The sequence below is a fragment of the Dactylosporangium sp. CS-033363 genome, from assembly GCF_050942475.1.
Classification (GTDB): domain Bacteria; phylum Actinomycetota; class Actinomycetes; order Mycobacteriales; family Micromonosporaceae; genus Dactylosporangium.
In genome coordinates this window covers 9,289,839-9,305,424 of the sequence record NZ_CP192032.1, presented here as the reverse complement: position 1 = coordinate 9,305,424, position 15,586 = coordinate 9,289,839, and the positions used below count along the sequence as shown (strand labels likewise).

Annotated in this window: 10 protein-coding genes; 5 read left to right on the top strand and 5 right to left on the bottom strand. The window is 73.6% G+C overall.

Features of this window, described 5'->3' with window-relative positions:
• Positions 1 to 16 precede the first annotated feature (16 nt).
• The 3 genes from ACQPZ4_RS42875 to ACQPZ4_RS42865 all read right to left on the bottom strand — a co-directional run bounded on the left by ACQPZ4_RS42875 (position 17) and on the right by ACQPZ4_RS42865 (position 6,529).
• Positions 17 to 1,807, bottom strand: coding sequence for a RelA/SpoT family protein (locus tag ACQPZ4_RS42875; RefSeq protein WP_433066928.1), 1,791 nt, complete (start codon positions 1,805 to 1,807; stop codon positions 17 to 19).
• Between the two features lie 2,005 nt (positions 1,808 to 3,812).
• Positions 3,813 to 5,546 (bottom strand): DEDD exonuclease domain-containing protein, encoded by a 1,734-nt coding sequence (locus ACQPZ4_RS42870; protein WP_433049732.1) that lies wholly within the window; start codon positions 5,544 to 5,546, stop codon positions 3,813 to 3,815.
• Positions 5,547 to 5,581: 35 nt separating this feature from the next.
• A complete protein-coding gene (locus tag ACQPZ4_RS42865; protein ID WP_433049729.1) occupies positions 5,582 to 6,529 on the bottom strand; it encodes a GAF domain-containing protein in 948 nt (315 codons plus the stop codon).
• 128 nt (positions 6,530 to 6,657) lie between these two features.
• Between ACQPZ4_RS42865 and ACQPZ4_RS42860 the strand changes: the two genes are divergently transcribed.
• From ACQPZ4_RS42860 to ACQPZ4_RS42850, 3 genes are all read left to right on the top strand, one after another.
• The gene (locus tag ACQPZ4_RS42860) at positions 6,658 to 8,130 is read left to right on the top strand and encodes an NYN domain-containing protein (protein ID WP_433049726.1); all 1,473 of its coding nucleotides are present in this window, start codon (positions 6,658 to 6,660) and stop codon (positions 8,128 to 8,130) included.
• A gap of 117 nt (positions 8,131 to 8,247) precedes the next feature.
• Positions 8,248 to 8,487 (top strand): hypothetical protein, encoded by a 240-nt coding sequence (locus ACQPZ4_RS42855; protein ID WP_433049723.1) that lies wholly within the window; start codon positions 8,248 to 8,250, stop codon positions 8,485 to 8,487.
• A 9-nt stretch (positions 8,488 to 8,496) separates the two neighbouring features.
• Positions 8,497 to 9,753: a M48 family metallopeptidase gene (locus ACQPZ4_RS42850; RefSeq protein ID WP_433049720.1), complete on the top strand. Its 1,257-nt coding sequence runs from the start codon at positions 8,497 to 8,499 to the stop codon at positions 9,751 to 9,753.
• Between the two features lie 697 nt (positions 9,754 to 10,450).
• Here ACQPZ4_RS42850 and macS read toward each other — a convergent pair.
• Both macS and ACQPZ4_RS42840 read right to left on the bottom strand, forming a co-directional pair.
• On the bottom strand, positions 10,451 to 12,445 hold the full coding sequence (gene macS / locus ACQPZ4_RS42845; protein ID WP_433049717.1) for a MacS family sensor histidine kinase: 1,995 nt from the start codon (positions 12,443 to 12,445) through the stop codon (positions 10,451 to 10,453).
• Positions 12,446 to 12,453: 8 nt separating this feature from the next.
• Positions 12,454 to 13,680 (bottom strand): D-alanyl-D-alanine carboxypeptidase family protein, encoded by a 1,227-nt coding sequence (locus ACQPZ4_RS42840; protein ID WP_433049714.1) that lies wholly within the window; start codon positions 13,678 to 13,680, stop codon positions 12,454 to 12,456.
• 88 nt (positions 13,681 to 13,768) lie between these two features.
• On the opposite strand from ACQPZ4_RS42840, the gene ACQPZ4_RS42835 reads away from it, so the two are divergent.
• Positions 13,769 to 14,347: a GDSL-type esterase/lipase family protein gene (locus ACQPZ4_RS42835; RefSeq protein ID WP_433049711.1), complete on the top strand. Its 579-nt coding sequence runs from the start codon at positions 13,769 to 13,771 to the stop codon at positions 14,345 to 14,347.
• Positions 14,348 to 14,389: 42 nt separating this feature from the next.
• Positions 14,390 to 15,517, top strand: coding sequence for a glycosyltransferase family 4 protein (locus ACQPZ4_RS42830; RefSeq protein ID WP_433049708.1), 1,128 nt, complete (start codon positions 14,390 to 14,392; stop codon positions 15,515 to 15,517).
• The last annotated feature ends 69 nt before the right edge of the window (positions 15,518 to 15,586 follow it).

Here is a 15,586-nt window from a genome sequence, read left to right as displayed (position 1 = left end):
CGGTAAGGCTAGTGAGCTAGTGCGGGGTGTGGTCGACCAGGGCGATCAACTCGGCCACGACGTCGTCGGCGCTGCGGGCGTGATCGGCCACGGCGACCAGCAGCGTCTCGAGGTCGGGGAAGCCGAGCCGGGGCGCCAGCCGTACCAGCGGGAGGTCACTGGCCAGGCCGCGGCCCTGCTGGCGAAGCGCGAGGCCGATGGCGAGCCGGCCCAGGCGGACCTTGTTGGCGACCGTGATCGCCGGGGCCTCGTGGGCCTCGAACCAGCGGCTGATGTGCAGGCGGGCGTGCGGGGTACGCACGAAGTCGAGCCACTCCGGCGACGGCCCGCGCGCGGGGGCGTCGGCGTCGAAGTCGAACTCGTCGCGCTGGCCGGCGCGGGTGATGATCTCGACCGTGTCGCCGTCGGCGAGCGGGGAGGAGACGGCGCTGAGGCGGCCGTTGACGCGGGCGCCGATACATCGGTTGCCGACGTCCGCGCCGAGGATGTACGCCAGGTCGACCGGGGTCGCGTCGGCCGGGAGCAGCACCGGGCGCCCGCCGCCCGCCGTGAGCACCAGGATCTGGTCCTCGGCGAGGTCGCAGCGCAGCGAGGCGATGAACTGCGACGGGTCCGATGCGGCCGCCTCCCAGTCCAGCAGCCGGCGCAGCCAGTCGAGCTGCTCGGCCTTGGTCGCCGGCCCGAACCGCGCGGCGGTGGTGGGATAGCGGAAGTTCGCGACGATGCCGTACTCCGCGGCCTGGTGCATCTCGACGGTGCGGATCAGGACCTCGACCGAGCGCCCCTCGGCCCCGAGCACCGTGGTGTGCAGCGACTTGTAGTTGTTGTTCTTCGGCGTCGCGATGAAATCCTTGAACCGGCCCGGGACCGGCCGCCACTTGCCGTGCACCGCGCCCAGCGCCGCGTAGCAATCCGTGTCCGGCCCGTCGACCACGATCACGACCCGCGGCAGGTCGTGCGGCTCGGCGTGGTTGCCGTCGACGGTGTCCTTCCAGATCGAGTACAGGTGCCGCGGCCGTGGCGAGACCGTCGCATCGAGCCCGAAGCGCTTCAGATCGGTGTTCAGGGCGGAAATGACCTTGTCGAGGTACCCGTCCCAGCCGACCCGCTGGCGCACGTAGTCGTCGACGACGGCGTACCCGCTCGGCGAGACGGCCCGCAGCACCCAGTCCTCGAGCTCCCGCTTCAGCGCCTGGATCCCGAGCCGCTCGCACAGCGGGATCAGCACCTCCCGCGTCGCCGTGGCGATCCGCACCCGGCTCTTCACCGACCGCGCGTCGATGGTCCGCATGTTGTGCAGCCGGTCGGCCAGCTTGATGACCAGCACCCGCACGTCCCGCCCGGCGGCGACGATCATCTTGCGGATCGTCTCGGCCTCGGCGTCGGCGCCGTAGAACATTTTGTCGAACTTGGTCACGCCGTCGACCAGCAGCGCCACCTCGCCGCCGAAGTCCCGCTCCAGCGCCCCGAGCGTGTAGTCGGTGTCCTCGACGGTGTCGTGCAGCAGCGCCGCGACCAGCGTCGTCGTGTCCATCCCGAGGTCCGCGAGGATCTCGGTGACCTCCAGCGGGTGCGAGATGAACGCCTCGCCGCTCTTGCGCATCTGCCCGCGGTGCATCTGCTCGGCCGTCGCGTACGCCCGCCGCAACAACGCCGCATCCGCCGCGGGATGAATCTGCCGGTGCGACCGGATGATGCCGGCCATCGGATCGTCGCTGGACTGCCAGGGGAGCATGGCGCGCAGCCGGGAGCCGATGATCGCCGTGTACGTCGCCGTCGGGTCGCCCGGAACGGCGCCTCCGACCAGCGCCGAGTAGCTCGGCGGCGGCGGGACCTCGGGGGAGTCGTCGGCGGCGGGGGCGGTGAGCTTCTTGCGCGGGGCGGCGTACCGGTCGTCGAGGAACGCCTCCCGCCGCGGCGCCCTGGGCTGCGGCTTGGCGTGCTGATGCGTGTTGCGGGGCTTCCCGCCCTGGTCGGTGCCCGGCTCGTCGATCCCGGGCAGCGCGTCGGCGCTCATGGCCGCGCTCGTCCTGTGCCCGGCTTCGGCGTTCATCGCGGCGCTTGTTCCGTGCCCGGCCTCGGCGCTCATGGCCGAGCTTGTTCCGTGCCCGGCCTCGGCGCTTGTCGCGAGGTTTTTTGCGTGGCGGGCGTCCGCGTTGGTTGCGGTGCGGGCGTCGGCGCTGGTTTCGGCACTTGCCGCGATCCGGGCTTCGGTGCTTGCGGCGTGCCGGGTTTCGCCGCCTGTCGCGGTGCGGGGTTCGCCGCCTGTCGCGGTGCGGGCGTCGGTGTTCGTCGCGGTGCGGGCTTCGGGGCTGGGCGCGGTGTGGGTCTCGGCGTGCTGGTCCGTCTCGATCGCCAGGCCGCCGGTGGCCGGTGCGGTGTCGCCCTCGTGCTCGCGGTCCTCGCGCCGTTTCTCGATCGCCCGGTCGTTGGCCGGCCAGTTCCCGGGCCGCTCGTGCTCGTTGGTCCCGCGCTCGCCCCGGGATACGTGCTCGTTGCCCCCGCGGTCCCCGGGCGCGGCCCGGTCGTTCAGCGCCCGGTCATGCTGATGCCCGCGGTCGGACGGCGCATGATCGGGGCGGCGCGCCCGATCCGAAGCCGTACGATCCGCGGGCACTCGGTCCGCGTGTCCTGACGCTGCGTGTTGCCTCTCGGCCCCATCCCCACCGCGATCATTCGGCGATCGCTCGGTGGCGGTTCGTTCACCCTGCGTACGCCCGCCGCGCATTCGCTCTTCGCGGGTTCGCTCGGCGGTCGCCTGTTCACCCTGCGTGCGCTCTGGTCGCATTCGCTCGACCACCGGCTGCTCGCCCCGCGCATGTCGGCCGTGCCCAAGCTGCTCGCGCTCGTCCGCTACCTGCTCGCCCTGCTGCGCACTTCCGCCGCGGCCGTTCTGGTTGCGTTCCCGCGTTGCGTGTTCGCTCCGGACCTTGCCGCCGCGGGCGTCGTGTTCGCGGTCGTCTGCGGCCTGCTCGCTGCCGCCGCGGCCGTTCCGGCTGCTGTCGCTGGCGGCGTGCTCGCTCTGCGCACTTCCGCCGCGGCCATTCCGGCTGCTGTCGCTCGCGGTGTGCTCGCTCTGGGCGCTGCCGCCGCGGTCGCTTTGGGAGCGGTCGTGCTGTTTGCGGTCGTTTTGTGGGCGGTCGTGCTGTGCGTGGTCGTGCTGTGTGCGGTCGTGCTGTGTGCGGTCCGGGTGGGGCCGCTCGGCGGTGGCGGGGGCTTCGGCGGGTGCTGCCGGGGCGGGGCGGCGGCGGTCGGGGGTGGTGATCGTCGCGGTGGGCAGGCCCTTCGGGCCGAGGAACATCTCCGACGGCCGGGCGCCGGTGCCGTTGTTGCCCGGCGGGGTGAGGAAGGTGCCGGAGCTCAGGTTCTCGACGCGGATCGTGCGGGGGGCGCCGGGCGCGGGGCGGGGCTGCGACACGCCGGACTCGTCGAGCGCGGCGACTGTCTCGTCGACCAAGTGGTGGGCGTCTTGGCTGGTCGCGGGGCCTGTCAGCGATCCGGGCGGCGCGGCGCGGAAATTCGGAAACTCCGTGGGGTTGCCGTCCGACGCCGCTGGGTCCACCATGTACTCGCTGTGCGTCGCATTCGGCATACCCGAAATGTTTGAAGCCCCCGAGTCGTGGGACTCTCCACCAGGGACCGGTGACGGGGAGGAGCCCGCACCAAAAGACGCGCCGGACTGCATACCGGGCTCCATAGCGGCACCTCCTCACCGACGGGCCGGATGCTGGCCTGGGTTTGGGTAGGTTCCAGCCTAGTTTCCCTCGGGGCATCCGATCGGTCATTTGAGTATGTGCGTTCGTCCGATGTACCTACCCGTCCAAGTCAGTTCGAACCGAGGCGGCCGCCTCGGCCCGGGCGAGGAAGGCTCGCCACCGCGCGGCTCCGTTCACCGGCGATGACCAGCCAATATCGGTCTTGACCAGCCGAGTTTCCGGCCGTTCGAGCCACGCCAGGATGCGCTCGGTCTCCTCCGGAGTCGCCCGCGGCGTCGGTCCCGGCCCCGGCAGGACCGTTTCCGCTGTGGCCAAGACCACATCCAGCGTCGGCTGTGGATGCACCCTCGGGGGTGACACCCCGGCGGCGGCGAGTCGCCCGTGTCGCACCACCGCGATCTCCCAGCCCCCGCTCGCGGCGGGCCTGGCCGCCACGACCTCGGGCAATCCGCTCAGCCCGGCCAGCCGCTGCTGCCGGATCGCGGTGCGCAGGAACGCGACGAGCCGGCCGCGGATGGTCGCGGCGTCCTCGTACCGCTCGACCTCGGCCAGCGCCTCGATCCGCTCCATCAGCCCCCGCACGACCGCCCCGGGGTCGCCGACGGTCGCCGCCCGGAACGGCTCCGCGGCCGCCGCCTCGTAGTCGGCCGGCGAGATCCGGTGCTCGCAGGGGGCCGGGCAGCGGCCGAGCTCGGCGAGCGCGCAGGCGGGCGTCTGCGTGCGCAGGGACAGCTTGTGGGTGCACTGCCGGATCGGCAGCGCGTCGTAGACCCCGGCCGCCGCCAGCTCGGCGTACCGCCGCGAGCCGAACGGCCCGAGGTAGGCCGCCCCGTCGCCCTGGTGCTCGCGCACGACCGACAGCCGCGGGTAGGCCTCACTGGTCAGCTTCAGCCACACCACGCGCTCGGGAAACTTCGAGCGCCGGTTGTACGGCGGTTTGTGCGCCGCGATCAACCGCAGCTCCCGGACCTCGGCCTCCAGCGAGTGCGCGCACGGGATCGCCTCGACGCGCTCGGCCGCGGTGATCATCTCGCTGATCCGGGCCCGCTTCTCCGCCGCCGTGAAGTAGCTGCGCACCCGGGTGGCGATGGACGAGCTGGTCCCGATGTAGAGCGGCCGGTCCTTGTGCCCGCGGAACACGTAGACCCCGGGGCCGTCCGGCAGCCCCTCGGCCAGGTGTTTCTTGCGCCGCTGGGCCGGGCTGACCGCCTTGACGAACTCGATCACGTCGCCGACCGTGTGCACCTTGAGGCTGCCGAGCCGCGCGAACAGCCCGTGCAGCACATCCACCGTGGCCCGGGCGTCCTCCAGGGCCCGGTGCACCGGCTGCACGGCCGAGCGGAAGTGCCGGGCCAGGGTCGACAGCTTGTGGTTGGGCACCTCGTCGGCGATCATCGCGCGCCGGGCGATGGCGGCGGTGTCGAGGACGATCGGCTTCGGCCACGCATACCCGTGCTTGGCGCACGCCGCCTTCAAAAAACCGGTGTCGTACGGCGCGTTGTGCGCGACCCACACCGCACCCTGCGCAAACTCCAGGAAACTCGGCAGCACCGTGTCCAGCTTCGGCGCCTCCAGCAGCATCATCTCGGTGATGCCGGTCAGCACCGTGATGAACGCCGGCACCCGCTCCTCCGGGTTCACCAGCGTGCCGAACTCGCCCAGGATCTCCCCGCCGCGGACCTTCACCGCGCCGATCTCGGTGATGCCGCCGCCGTCCGGGGCGCCGCCGGTGGTCTCCAGGTCGACCACGACGAACGTGGTGGAGAACAGGGTGGCGGCTCGGGGATCGTCGAACAGGTCGTCGAGCGTTTCCTGGTGGTAGTGGGGCACGGGCGCACACTACGACCAGGGTGTGACAAAAAATCTCAGTGCGGAGGAAACCGCAGCTGAAGCCGTACGTCCGGCGAGCCGATCAACGCCGATGTGTCGGTGACCGAGGCTCCGTGGGCGCGCAGGATGTCGGCGACGGCGTGCGGTACCGGTTCGTCGGCCTCCCGCTGCCCGGCCAGATCCACCTGCCACTCGGGCCGGATGCTGCCCCCGGAGTGCCCGATCTCGATCGTCGGGGCCGGTGAGCCCAGCACCCGCACCGCGACCCGTCCGCCGGCCGGGGCCAGCTTGAGGGCGCTGAAGATGACGTAGTCGAGGGCTCGCGAGAGTTTGGCGGGATCGGCGTGTACCGATGCCGAGTCGGTCAGACCAAGCGTGATCGCGATGTTGCGCGCGTCGGCGATCCCGCGCAGCTCCCGGATGCGCGCCTCGGTCAGATAGGCCAGGTCCACTGACCGCGGCTCCGTCTTCGGGCGCAGCTCGTCGGTGGCCACGAGCCGGCGCAGTTCCAGCAGCTCGGTGACCTGCTTGGCCAGGGCGCGCAGGGCCTTCATCTGGTCCAGGTTCAGCCGGTGCGGACTGTGATCGACCACGCACAGCGTGCCCAGGGCCGCGCCCTCGGCCGTGAGCAGCGGCGCGCCCGCGTAGAAGCGGATCCCGTCGTCCTGCGTGACGAACGGGTTGTCCGCGAAGCGCGCGTCGGCCGTCGCGTCGGGCACGACCATGAGGTCGCGGCCCATGATCGCGTGCGCGCAGAACGCGACCTCGCGCGGCGTCTCGTCCAGGTCCAGGTCGCCGACCTTGGCCTTGAACCACTGCCGCTCGGTGTCCACGAGCGTGACCAGTGAGATCGGTGCGCCGCAGACCTCGCTCGCGATCCGGACGATGTCGTCGAAATCGGTCTCCGGCGGCGTGTCCAGGACAGCCATCGCGTGCAGCGCTGAGACGCGGTCCGCCTCGTTGCTGGGTACCGGTGCCGCCATCGCCGCCTCCCGTGCTGTACACCTAATTGGGTGAAATAAGGATATGTCAGCTTTTAGCCGTTCGAGGTAAGGCGGCGGTCCTGGACACCATCCCGGGCGAATGTGGTCGACAATGCGACACTGGAGTGATGTCTGCGCACGACGCTCCGGACGGCCTCGATCCCGAGGTCGCGCTGGACGCTGCGCAGTTGGACGGCTCCGGGGGTTCTTCTCCGGACGCCGACGGTGCTGACGACGTTGCCGACGCTGTTCGGGGCGCTGATGCCGCTGAGGCTGTTCCGGGCGCCGACGGTGGCGATGAGCTGGAGCCGGTGCTGCCCGAGGCCGTTCGCCAGCGGGTCGTCTCGCTCGCGGCCGGGGCCATGACCGGGTTGCCGCTGGACGAACTGCCCATGCCGCTGCGGCGGGTGGCCAAGTTCGCGCCCAACCGGCGGGCCCGCCTGGGCGGCCCCGTGATCGCCATGCAGCTGTCCGGCGACCCGCTGTTGCGTCAGCGCATCGCCACGCGGGTCGTCAACGACGCCGGTGACCTGGGCGCGGCCGTGATCGAGGGGCTCGCGCCGGCGGCGGCCGACCCGGTCGAGGTGGCGGCGCTGGCGTACCTGGCCCGCCCCGACGGCTGGCGTGCCCTTGTCGCCGATGCCACGGAGACGGTACGAGCCGAGGCCGAGGGGGCCATCGCGGCCGAGCGGGTCCGCGACGTCGAGCAGCGCCTCGCCCGGGCGGAGCACGACCGCGCCGTGGCCCGGGTCGAGGCCGACAAGCTGCGCGACGAGCTGGCCCGGCTCCGCGACGAGACCTCCGGCCTGCGCGAGGAGGCGCGCTCGCTGGGCAAGGCGCTGCGCGAGTCGCAGGCCAAGGAGCGCAAGGCCACCGACATGCTCGCGGCCGAGAAGGGCCGGGCCGCCAAGATCAACGCGGACCACGACGCCGAGCTGCGCCGCCTCCGCGCGCGGCTGGCCGAGGCCGAGACCGCCGCGGGTGCGCAGCGGCAGAGCGCCAAGGACGCGCGCGCCGTGGACGACGCCCGGCTGTGGCTGCTGCTGGAGACCATCGGCCAGGCGGCCGTCGGCCTGCGCCGCGAGCTTGCCCTGGACCCGACCGACAAGCTGCCGGCCGACTTCGTGGCCGACGCCGCCGCCGACCGTCCGGAGGGGCTCACCGCGGCCGCGCGCGCCCTGGACGCCGACGACCCGGCGCGCCTGGACCAGCTGCTCAGCCTGCCCAAGGCGCACATGATCGTCGACGGCTACAACGTGACCAAGAAGGGGTACGCCGAGATCTCCCTCGAACAGCAGCGCAACCGCCTCATCGCCGGGGTGGGCGGGCTCGCGGCCCAGACCCGCGCCGAGGTCACCGTGGTCTTCGACGGGGCCGAGCGGGTGCACGGGCTGCCGCCGGCGCCGCGGGGCGTGCGGGTGCTGTTCTCGCGCAAGGGGGAGACGGCGGACGAGCTGATCCGGCGGCTGGTGCGGGCCGAACCGGCCGGGCGGCCGATCGTGGTGATCTCCTCGGACAAGGAGGTCATCGACGGGGTGCGCCGCCACGGGGCCTATCCCTTGTCGTCGGACACCCTGCTGCGCCGCCTTTCACGGTCCTGACCTGGGCGTTTGCATTTTTGTCGTACCCCCTCGCTACCGTTCGTGCTATCGGGTTCACCGATACGCCAAACCCGGGGTCAAGCCCGGTCACGGCGGAACGTCGGCATTGGAGGAGCGATGCTCGTCGACTGCGAAAGCTGCACGGTCCGCGGCGACGCCTGCACGAGTTGCGTGGTCACCCTGCTGCTCGACACCCCGCCCGCGTTTCACCAGCTCGGCGCCGAGGAGGTGGCGGCCATCGAGGTATTCGAACTCGCCGGGTTCGAGGTCACCGTGCTGGAGCCGACCCACTTCGAGCACAACATCCCCCTGACCCCCGTCCCCGCACCCCGGCGCCGCCGCGGGCGCGCCGCATAGGCTGACGCGATGACGCCTCGCCTGTGGGCCACGATCACGCTCGTCGTGCTGGTCGTCGCGGCGGCCGCCGTCGCGCTGCTGCGGGTGCCGTGGTCGGCGCCGCCCGCGCCGCGCGCCGACCAGCTGGCCGCGCTCGACACGCTGCCCCGCGACGCGGTCGCCCAGGGACGGGCGTTCCATGCGGCGCTGCGCCCAGGGATGTACCTGTCGATCGTCCTGGGCCTGGTGGTCGCCCTGCTGCTGGGCCTGACCCCGGCCGGCTCCTGGCTCGTGGAACAGGCCGGCCGCCCGTTCGGCGGGCACTGGCTGGCCCGCGCCCTGCTCGGCGGCCTGGTCGTCACCCTGGTCGGCGAGGTCGTGGCGCTGCCCCTGTCGGCCTGGCGCCAGTCCATCCTGCGCCGCTACGGACTGTCCACCCAGGACTGGGGCGCCTGGACCGTCGACCTGTTCAAGGGCTACGCCGTCGGCGCGGTCATCGGCGCGATCGTCCTCGTCGGCTTCTACACCGTCACCCACTTCGCCCCGCGCTGGTGGTGGGCCTGGGCCGCGGCCGGCGCGGCGCTGCTCACCGTCCTGTTCACGTTCGTCTTCCCGGTCCTCGTCGAGCCCATCTTCAACAAGTTCACCCCGATGCCCGAGGGCGAACTGCGCACGAGCCTGATGGCGATGGCCGCCCGCGACGGCGTACCGGTCCGCGACGTGCTGGTCGCCGACGCCTCCCGCCGGACGCGCGCCGTGAACGCGTACGTCTCCGGCTTCGGCCCCACCCGCCGCATCGTCGTCTACGACACCCTCCTCGAGAAGGCCCCGGCGGCCGAGGTCGAGTCGGTCGTGGCCCACGAGCTCGGCCATGCCAAGGACAACGACGTCCTGACCGGCACCCTGCTGGGCGCGCTGGGGGCGGCCGCCGCGGTGTGCGCGCTGTACCTGATCGGCTCGTGGACCGCCCTGCTCCGCCTGGCCCGCGTCGACTCGATAGCCGAGCCGCGCGCGCTGGCCCTGCTGCTGGCCCTGGCCACGGTCGGCGGCCTGGTCGCGGGGCCGCTGCAGGCCCTGGTCTCCAGACGCGTCGAGGCGCGGGCCGACCAGCACGCCCTGACCCTGACCCGGAACCCGACCGAGTTCGAGGCGATGCAGGGCCGGCTGTCCCTGGTCAACCTCGGCGATCCCGACCCCAACCCGCTGGAACAGTTCCTGTTCGGCTCCCACCCGACGGCGGTGGAGCGCATGGCCGCGTCGCGAGCCTGGGCCCGAGCTCACCCCTAGCCAGGAGGCGCGCGGACTCGGACTTGTCGCTCGGACGCTCCGGTGCGGACTTGCTCCTTGGGCTGCGCGGACTCGGGCTCGCGCCCGGGTGCCCGGGCCCAGGCCTGCTCCCCGGGTGCGCGGACTCGGGCTCGCGCTGGGGTGCCCGGGCCCAGGCCTGCTCCCCGGGTGCTCGGGCTCGCGCTCGCGCTCGGGTGCCCGGGCCCAGACCTGTTCCCCGGGTGCGTGGCCCCGGATTTGCCCGCGGACGTCCCGGCCGGGACCTGGTCGCGGGCCGCGAGGGCCCGCCACTGGCGGGGGCGTCTTCGGTCGCCGTGCCGCGAGACGTTCGCACAGGCGGCTTCCACCTGCCGCGCCCTGATGGGACCAGTTCCGCGCGGCCGCCGATCGCGACCGAGTTGCATCCTGTCCGCGGACTTTCGGCGAAGGCCCATCAGGAGCGCGGGACGCTTCGCGCCGCCGTGCCGGGAGGCGGGTCCGAGCGCCGGGCTTGCCTGTGTGCATGTTGAGCACCGTGCGCTCGCCATGTCGCACCGCGTTCAGGAGCCGTCGATGCCCGCGGCGCGCACAGGCGACGGCTGCCCAGCCCAGGTTGCGGCGCGGCCGGGGCTCGACGTTGCCGGTCGCCCGCACGAAAATGCCGTAGCTGGGTCACGCTGCGGCACATCGCAGGTGCGGCGGCGAACCAGGCGAACCCTCAGGTGGTCGGGCCCCGGCGGCGGGGGACGTGGAACTCGACCTCGGTGCCGCGGCCCGGGCGGCTGGAGATCTCCGTCGTGCCGCCCAGGTCGGCCACGCGGCCGCGCATGGATTGGGCGACGCCCAGGCGGCCCGCGTCGGCGGCCTCCGCCAGGCGTTCCGGTGCGAAGCCGACCCCGTCGTCGCGGACGGTGACGCGTACCGCGTCGCCCTCGTCCTCCAGCAGGACCCAGGCGCGCGCGGTCGGGCCGGCGTGGCGGGAGACGTTGTCCAGGGCGGCCTGCGCCGCGGCGGCGAGTTCCTGGGCGGTCTGGGCGGGGAGCAGTACCGGATCCGCGGGGGCGGCGATCTCCACCGTCGGGGAGGACAGGGCCGTCAGCAGCGCGCGCAGGTCCAGGTAGAAGGCCGGCGCCGCCGCCGGGTTGCCGGACAGGAGGGTGCGCAGCGCCTGTTCCTGCTCGCCGGCGAGGGTGGCCAGTTGCGGGCCGGGGCCGCCCAGCTCGTTGCCGTGGCGTTGCATCAGGGCCAGGACCTGCAGGACGCCGTCGTGGATCGGGCGGGCCAGGCGGTTGCGTTCGGCCTCGGCGGCCTCGCGGCGGATCTGTTCGGCGCGCAGGCGGTCGGCGCGGCGGGTCGCCCACTGCTGCGCGTAACCCAGGCCGCCGACGCCGGCCGCGGCCACGAGGAGCAGGACGGCCGAGGTGGTCAGGTGGAAGACCGGGCTGAAGTACGAGGACTCCGGCAGGCCGTCGCGCAGGTACGTGGACTCGACCGCCTCGCGGCCGCCCATCGCCAGGACCAGGGCCAGCGGGCCCAGGGCCGCCGGGATGGCGCCGGACGGGGCGAGGGCCGGCGCGACCGTGGCCGGGATCGCCGTCGCCGCCGCCGTGACCAGGACCGCGATCAGGATGCCGGGGACGGCGATGCGCTGCTCGGCGAGGCGCTCGGGGTGGCCGGTCGTCCCCGCGTACGCGATGAACAGGGCCGTCGCCGCCCCAAGCGTCACCGCGACCGTCAGCGGCACGCGGAGCCGCGACCACGCGAGGCCGGCGCCGAGGGCCAGTCCGGCCAGCACACTGAAGAAGGGCAGCCGTGTGTACTGCAAAATGCCCATCGCCAGGATCAGCGGAGCACTCATCGCGACCAGGACCGTCGCGGCCGTCAGGGCGCCGCCGAGGGTCCAGGGGCCGGCCATGGCGGCGAGTGCGGCGACGACGATGAGCGCGATGGTGCCGATCACGGCCCCGAAGACGTACCCGTGCCGGTACATCGCCCCCCGCGTGACCCCCAGCAACAGCGCGAGGCGGTCGGATGTGAGCAGGCCGAGCGGCAGTGCGAGGGCCAGGGCGAGGCCGCCGGCGAGGACGAGCCGCAGCCGCGCCCAGCCCTGATGCGCCGCGCCGGCCGGCCACGCGGCGGGGTCGCGGCCGCGCAGGAACCAGGCCGCCGTCGCGGTGCCGGCGATCGCGAGCAGCACGAGGGGGCGCGGCCAGTCGTCCGGCTCGTAGAACAGCGGCCGCGCCCAGGAGTTGGCGATGCCCATCCCCAGCAGCGTGGAGCCGACGCTGAGCCCCGCGACCAGGGTGCCCCGCCGGGTCTCGCCGCGCCGGAACATCGCCTGCGCGGCCGCGAGCAGCGCGACGAGCGCCAGCGGCTGACTGGACCGGGTCAGCAATCCGACCGACAGCGGCAGCTCCATGCGCACGTGCAGCGGCAGCAGCGTCGGTACCGCCAGCAGTCCCGCCCCCGCCAGCAACAACGGCCACCAGCGCAGCAGGATCAGGCCCGCCGTGACCACGACGATCGGCGCCAGCGCGCTCGCGGTGCCGAGGGCGTCGCGCGGGCGCGCCGTCAGCGCGGCCAGGATCGTCATGCCGCTCGGCCCGCCGTCGAAGGTCCGCATCGAGGAGGCGGCCACGAGCAGCAGCGCCCCGCTCAGCGCGCCGGCCAGGGCCACGCTCCGGCGGCTCAGGAAGGAAGCTGGGAGTCGCATCGCAAGGATCATGACCGATCCGCGGAAACCATGCACACCCGTGGATCACTCAGCCCGGGATGGGGCAACCGCACAGGACAACCATCCGGCCGGTACTCGAAGTGCCACCACTCGTTGTCATACGTCCGATAGAGCCGATGCCGCCCACCGTGGCGCTCCAGCCACAAGGCTCCCTCGGCCGGCCGGATGTCGAGCGCGGTCCCGGCGACGTGCCGCGACGCATGCGGAGGCAGCACCCGCCGCCACGCCGCACTGACCGACCCGTCCCGCTCGACCGCCGCCGCGAACAGCCGGGCCTGCTCCAGCGGATCGCGATAGCCGGACGTCAGCCCGATCAGCTCCCCGTACCGCCACAGCGCCTCGGCCCGCGCCGCCTCGAACGCCTCCCGCGTCGCCCCGGTCAGCCCGCCGAGGTCCTCCGCCGGAAACCGCGCCGCGAGCGCCCACTGACAGGCCACATGCCGAGCCGACCCGTTGCGCCGCGACGCCACTACCCACGCCACCGGCACGAGCGCCACCGCCAACGCCCGCGTCACCCGCCGATAGACGAAGTCCCGCCGCCGCATGGAAGTGGCATCCCCGTCCCGCACGCCCGCGTCCGCCCCGTCCCGCGCGGTCGCGGCGTTCGAGGACCGCACGATCGTGGCCTGCCCGTCCGGCGCGGTCGCGGTGCTCGAGGACCGCACGCCCGCGGCCACCCCGTCCCGCGCGGTCGCGGCGTTCGAGGACCGCACGATCGTGGCCTGCCCGTCCGGCGCGGTCGCGGTGCTCGAGGACCGCACGCCCGCGGCCACCCCGTCCCGCGCGGTCGCGGCGTTCGAGGACCGCACGATCGTGGCCTCCCCGTCCCGCGCGGTCGCGGTGTTCGAGGACCGCACGGCCACGGCGTGCCGGGACCGCACGACCGTGGCGAAGGGCGCGGCTGCGGCGTCCCGGTGCCGCGCGGCCGCGACGTTGCTGTGCGCGGCGGTCTCGGCGTCCCAGGGCTGCGCGGTCGCGGCGTCCGGGTGCCGCTCAGACGCGGCGTCCGGGTGCGCGGCGGTCTCGGCGTTCCAGTGTTGTGCGGCCGCGCGGTCCCGACGCCGCGTGGAAGTGGCATTCCCGCGCTGTGCGGGTGCGGCGGTTCCGGGCCGGTCGGTCGTGGCATCGCCGCGCTGCGTCGGCGCGGTGATGCCGGGCCGGATGGTTGTGGTGTCCCGGCGCTCGATGGTCGCGGCGCCCCCGTCTGCGAACATGCGAAGAATCTCCCGCGCGGCGGGTCTCGTGGGCTTGAGTCCGGGTACCCAGTCGCGCTAGGTACCGGCACTCAGATCCAATGGAGCCATGTCGTCGGATCTGCGCGTGTGCTTCCTCGGGGACTCCTTCGTGGCCGGGGTCGGCGATCCTCACTGCCTGGGCTGGGCGGGCCGGTTGGCGGCGCTGAGCCACCGGCGGGGGACACCCCTGACCGCGTACTACCTCGGCGTGCGCCGCGACACCTCGGCCGACGTGCTCGCGCGCTGGGAGGCGGAGTGCACCCCGCGCCTGCCCGACGGGTGCGATGCCCGGATCGTGGTCTCGTTCGGCGTCAACGACACCGTGCAGGGGCTGCCGGCGGTCGAGTCGCTGCGGAATCTGCGGACGCTGCTGACCGCCGCCGCCCCGCTGCCGCGCCTGGTCGTCGGGCCGCCGCCGGTCGACGACGAGCCGGCCAACCGGGCCCTCGCGTCGCTGGACGAGGCCTTCGCCACCGCTTGCCGCGAACTGCGTGTGCCGTACGTGCCGACCCTGCCCGCCCTGGTCCGCGATCCGGCCTGGATGCAGGAGGTCCGCGACGGCGACGGCGCCCATCCGGGCGCGGCCGGCTATGAGGCCCTCGCCCGCTTGGTCGCGCCCGCGTGGACCAGGTGGGTGGAGGGCTGAGGTCCGCTCAACGACGGACCGGGGCGAAGCTAGAGTCGCCGGGTGGCGACCTCACTGCTGATCACCAACGACTTTCCGCCTCGGCCGGGTGGGATTCAGCAGTTTGTGCACAACCTGGCGGTCCGGCTGCCGGGGGATGACGTGGTGGTCTACGCCTCGACGTACGAGGGGGCCGAGCGGTTCGATGCCGCGCAGCCGTTCGAGGTGGTGCGGGAGAGCACCGGGATGTTGCTGCCCACGCCCAAGGTGGCGCGGCGGGCGGCCGAGATCGCGCGGGCCCGGGGGTGCGAGCGGGTCTGGTTCGGGGCCGCGGCGCCGCTCGGGCTGCTGGCCGAGGGGCTGCGGCGGCGGGCCGGGATCGAGCGGGCGGTCGCCATCACGCACGGGCACGAGGCCGGGTGGGCGGCGCTGCCCGGGGCGCGGACGCTGCTGCGGCGGATCGCGCGGGGGACGGACGTCGTCACGTACCTGGGGGAGTACTTCCGGGTCCGGCTCGCCCGGGCCATCGGCGGGCTCACCGAGCTCCAGCAGCTCGCGCCCGGCGTGGACGTCGACGCCTACTCGCCGCTCGTGGACGGGTCGGAGGTGCGCAAGCGGTACGGGCTCGAGGGGCGGCCCGTCGTGGTCTGCGTCTCCCGCCTGGTGCCGCGCAAGGGGCAGGACGTGCTGATCCGGGCGCTGCCCAGGATTCGGGCCGCGGTGCCGGACGCGGCGTTGCTGGTGGTCAGCGGGGGGCCGTACCGGGCGACGCTCGAGCGGCTGGCCAGCGAGGCCGGCGTCGAGCGCGAGGTCGTCTTCACCGGGGCCGTGAGCTGGGCCGACCTGCCGGCGCACTATGCCGCGGGGGACGTGTTCGCGATGCCGTGCCGGACCCGGCGCAAGGGACTCGATGTCGAAGGACTCGGCATCGTGTACCTCGAAGCCTCCGCCACCGGCCTGCCCGTGCTCGCCGGGGATTCGGGCGGCGCGCCGAACGCCGTTCGCGAGGGCGAGACCGGCTTCGTGGTGCCGGGGCGGTCCGTCGAGGCCGTCGCCGACCGGCTGATCACGCTGCTGCAGGACCGGGAGCTCGCCGCCCGCATGGGGGCCGCCGGGCGGGCCTGGGTCGAGGCCGAGTGGCGCTGGGAGACGCAGGCCGCCCGGCTCCAGGCCCTCCTCGACGGCAAATAGCGCCACACCGAGAGAACCAACCGCCGAGCGACACGGCGCCGAAGCGGCGAGAGACCGCGGTGCCGGAGC

Coding starts and splice junctions, on each gene's coding strand:
- ACQPZ4_RS42865 (WP_433049729.1), bottom strand. CDS start 6,529: ATGGCGGCACCGGTACCCAGCAACGAGGCGGACCGCGTCTCAGCGCTG.
- ACQPZ4_RS42860 (WP_433049726.1), top strand. CDS start 6,658: ATGTCTGCGCACGACGCTCCGGACGGCCTCGATCCCGAGGTCGCGCTG.
- ACQPZ4_RS42855 (WP_433049723.1), top strand. CDS start 8,248: ATGCTCGTCGACTGCGAAAGCTGCACGGTCCGCGGCGACGCCTGCACG.
- ACQPZ4_RS42850 (WP_433049720.1), top strand. CDS start 8,497: ATGACGCCTCGCCTGTGGGCCACGATCACGCTCGTCGTGCTGGTCGTC.
- macS (WP_433049717.1), bottom strand. CDS start 12,445: ATGCGACTCCCAGCTTCCTTCCTGAGCCGCCGGAGCGTGGCCCTGGCC.
- ACQPZ4_RS42840 (WP_433049714.1), bottom strand. CDS start 13,680: ATGTTCGCAGACGGGGGCGCCGCGACCATCGAGCGCCGGGACACCACA.
- ACQPZ4_RS42835 (WP_433049711.1), top strand. CDS start 13,769: ATGTCGTCGGATCTGCGCGTGTGCTTCCTCGGGGACTCCTTCGTGGCC.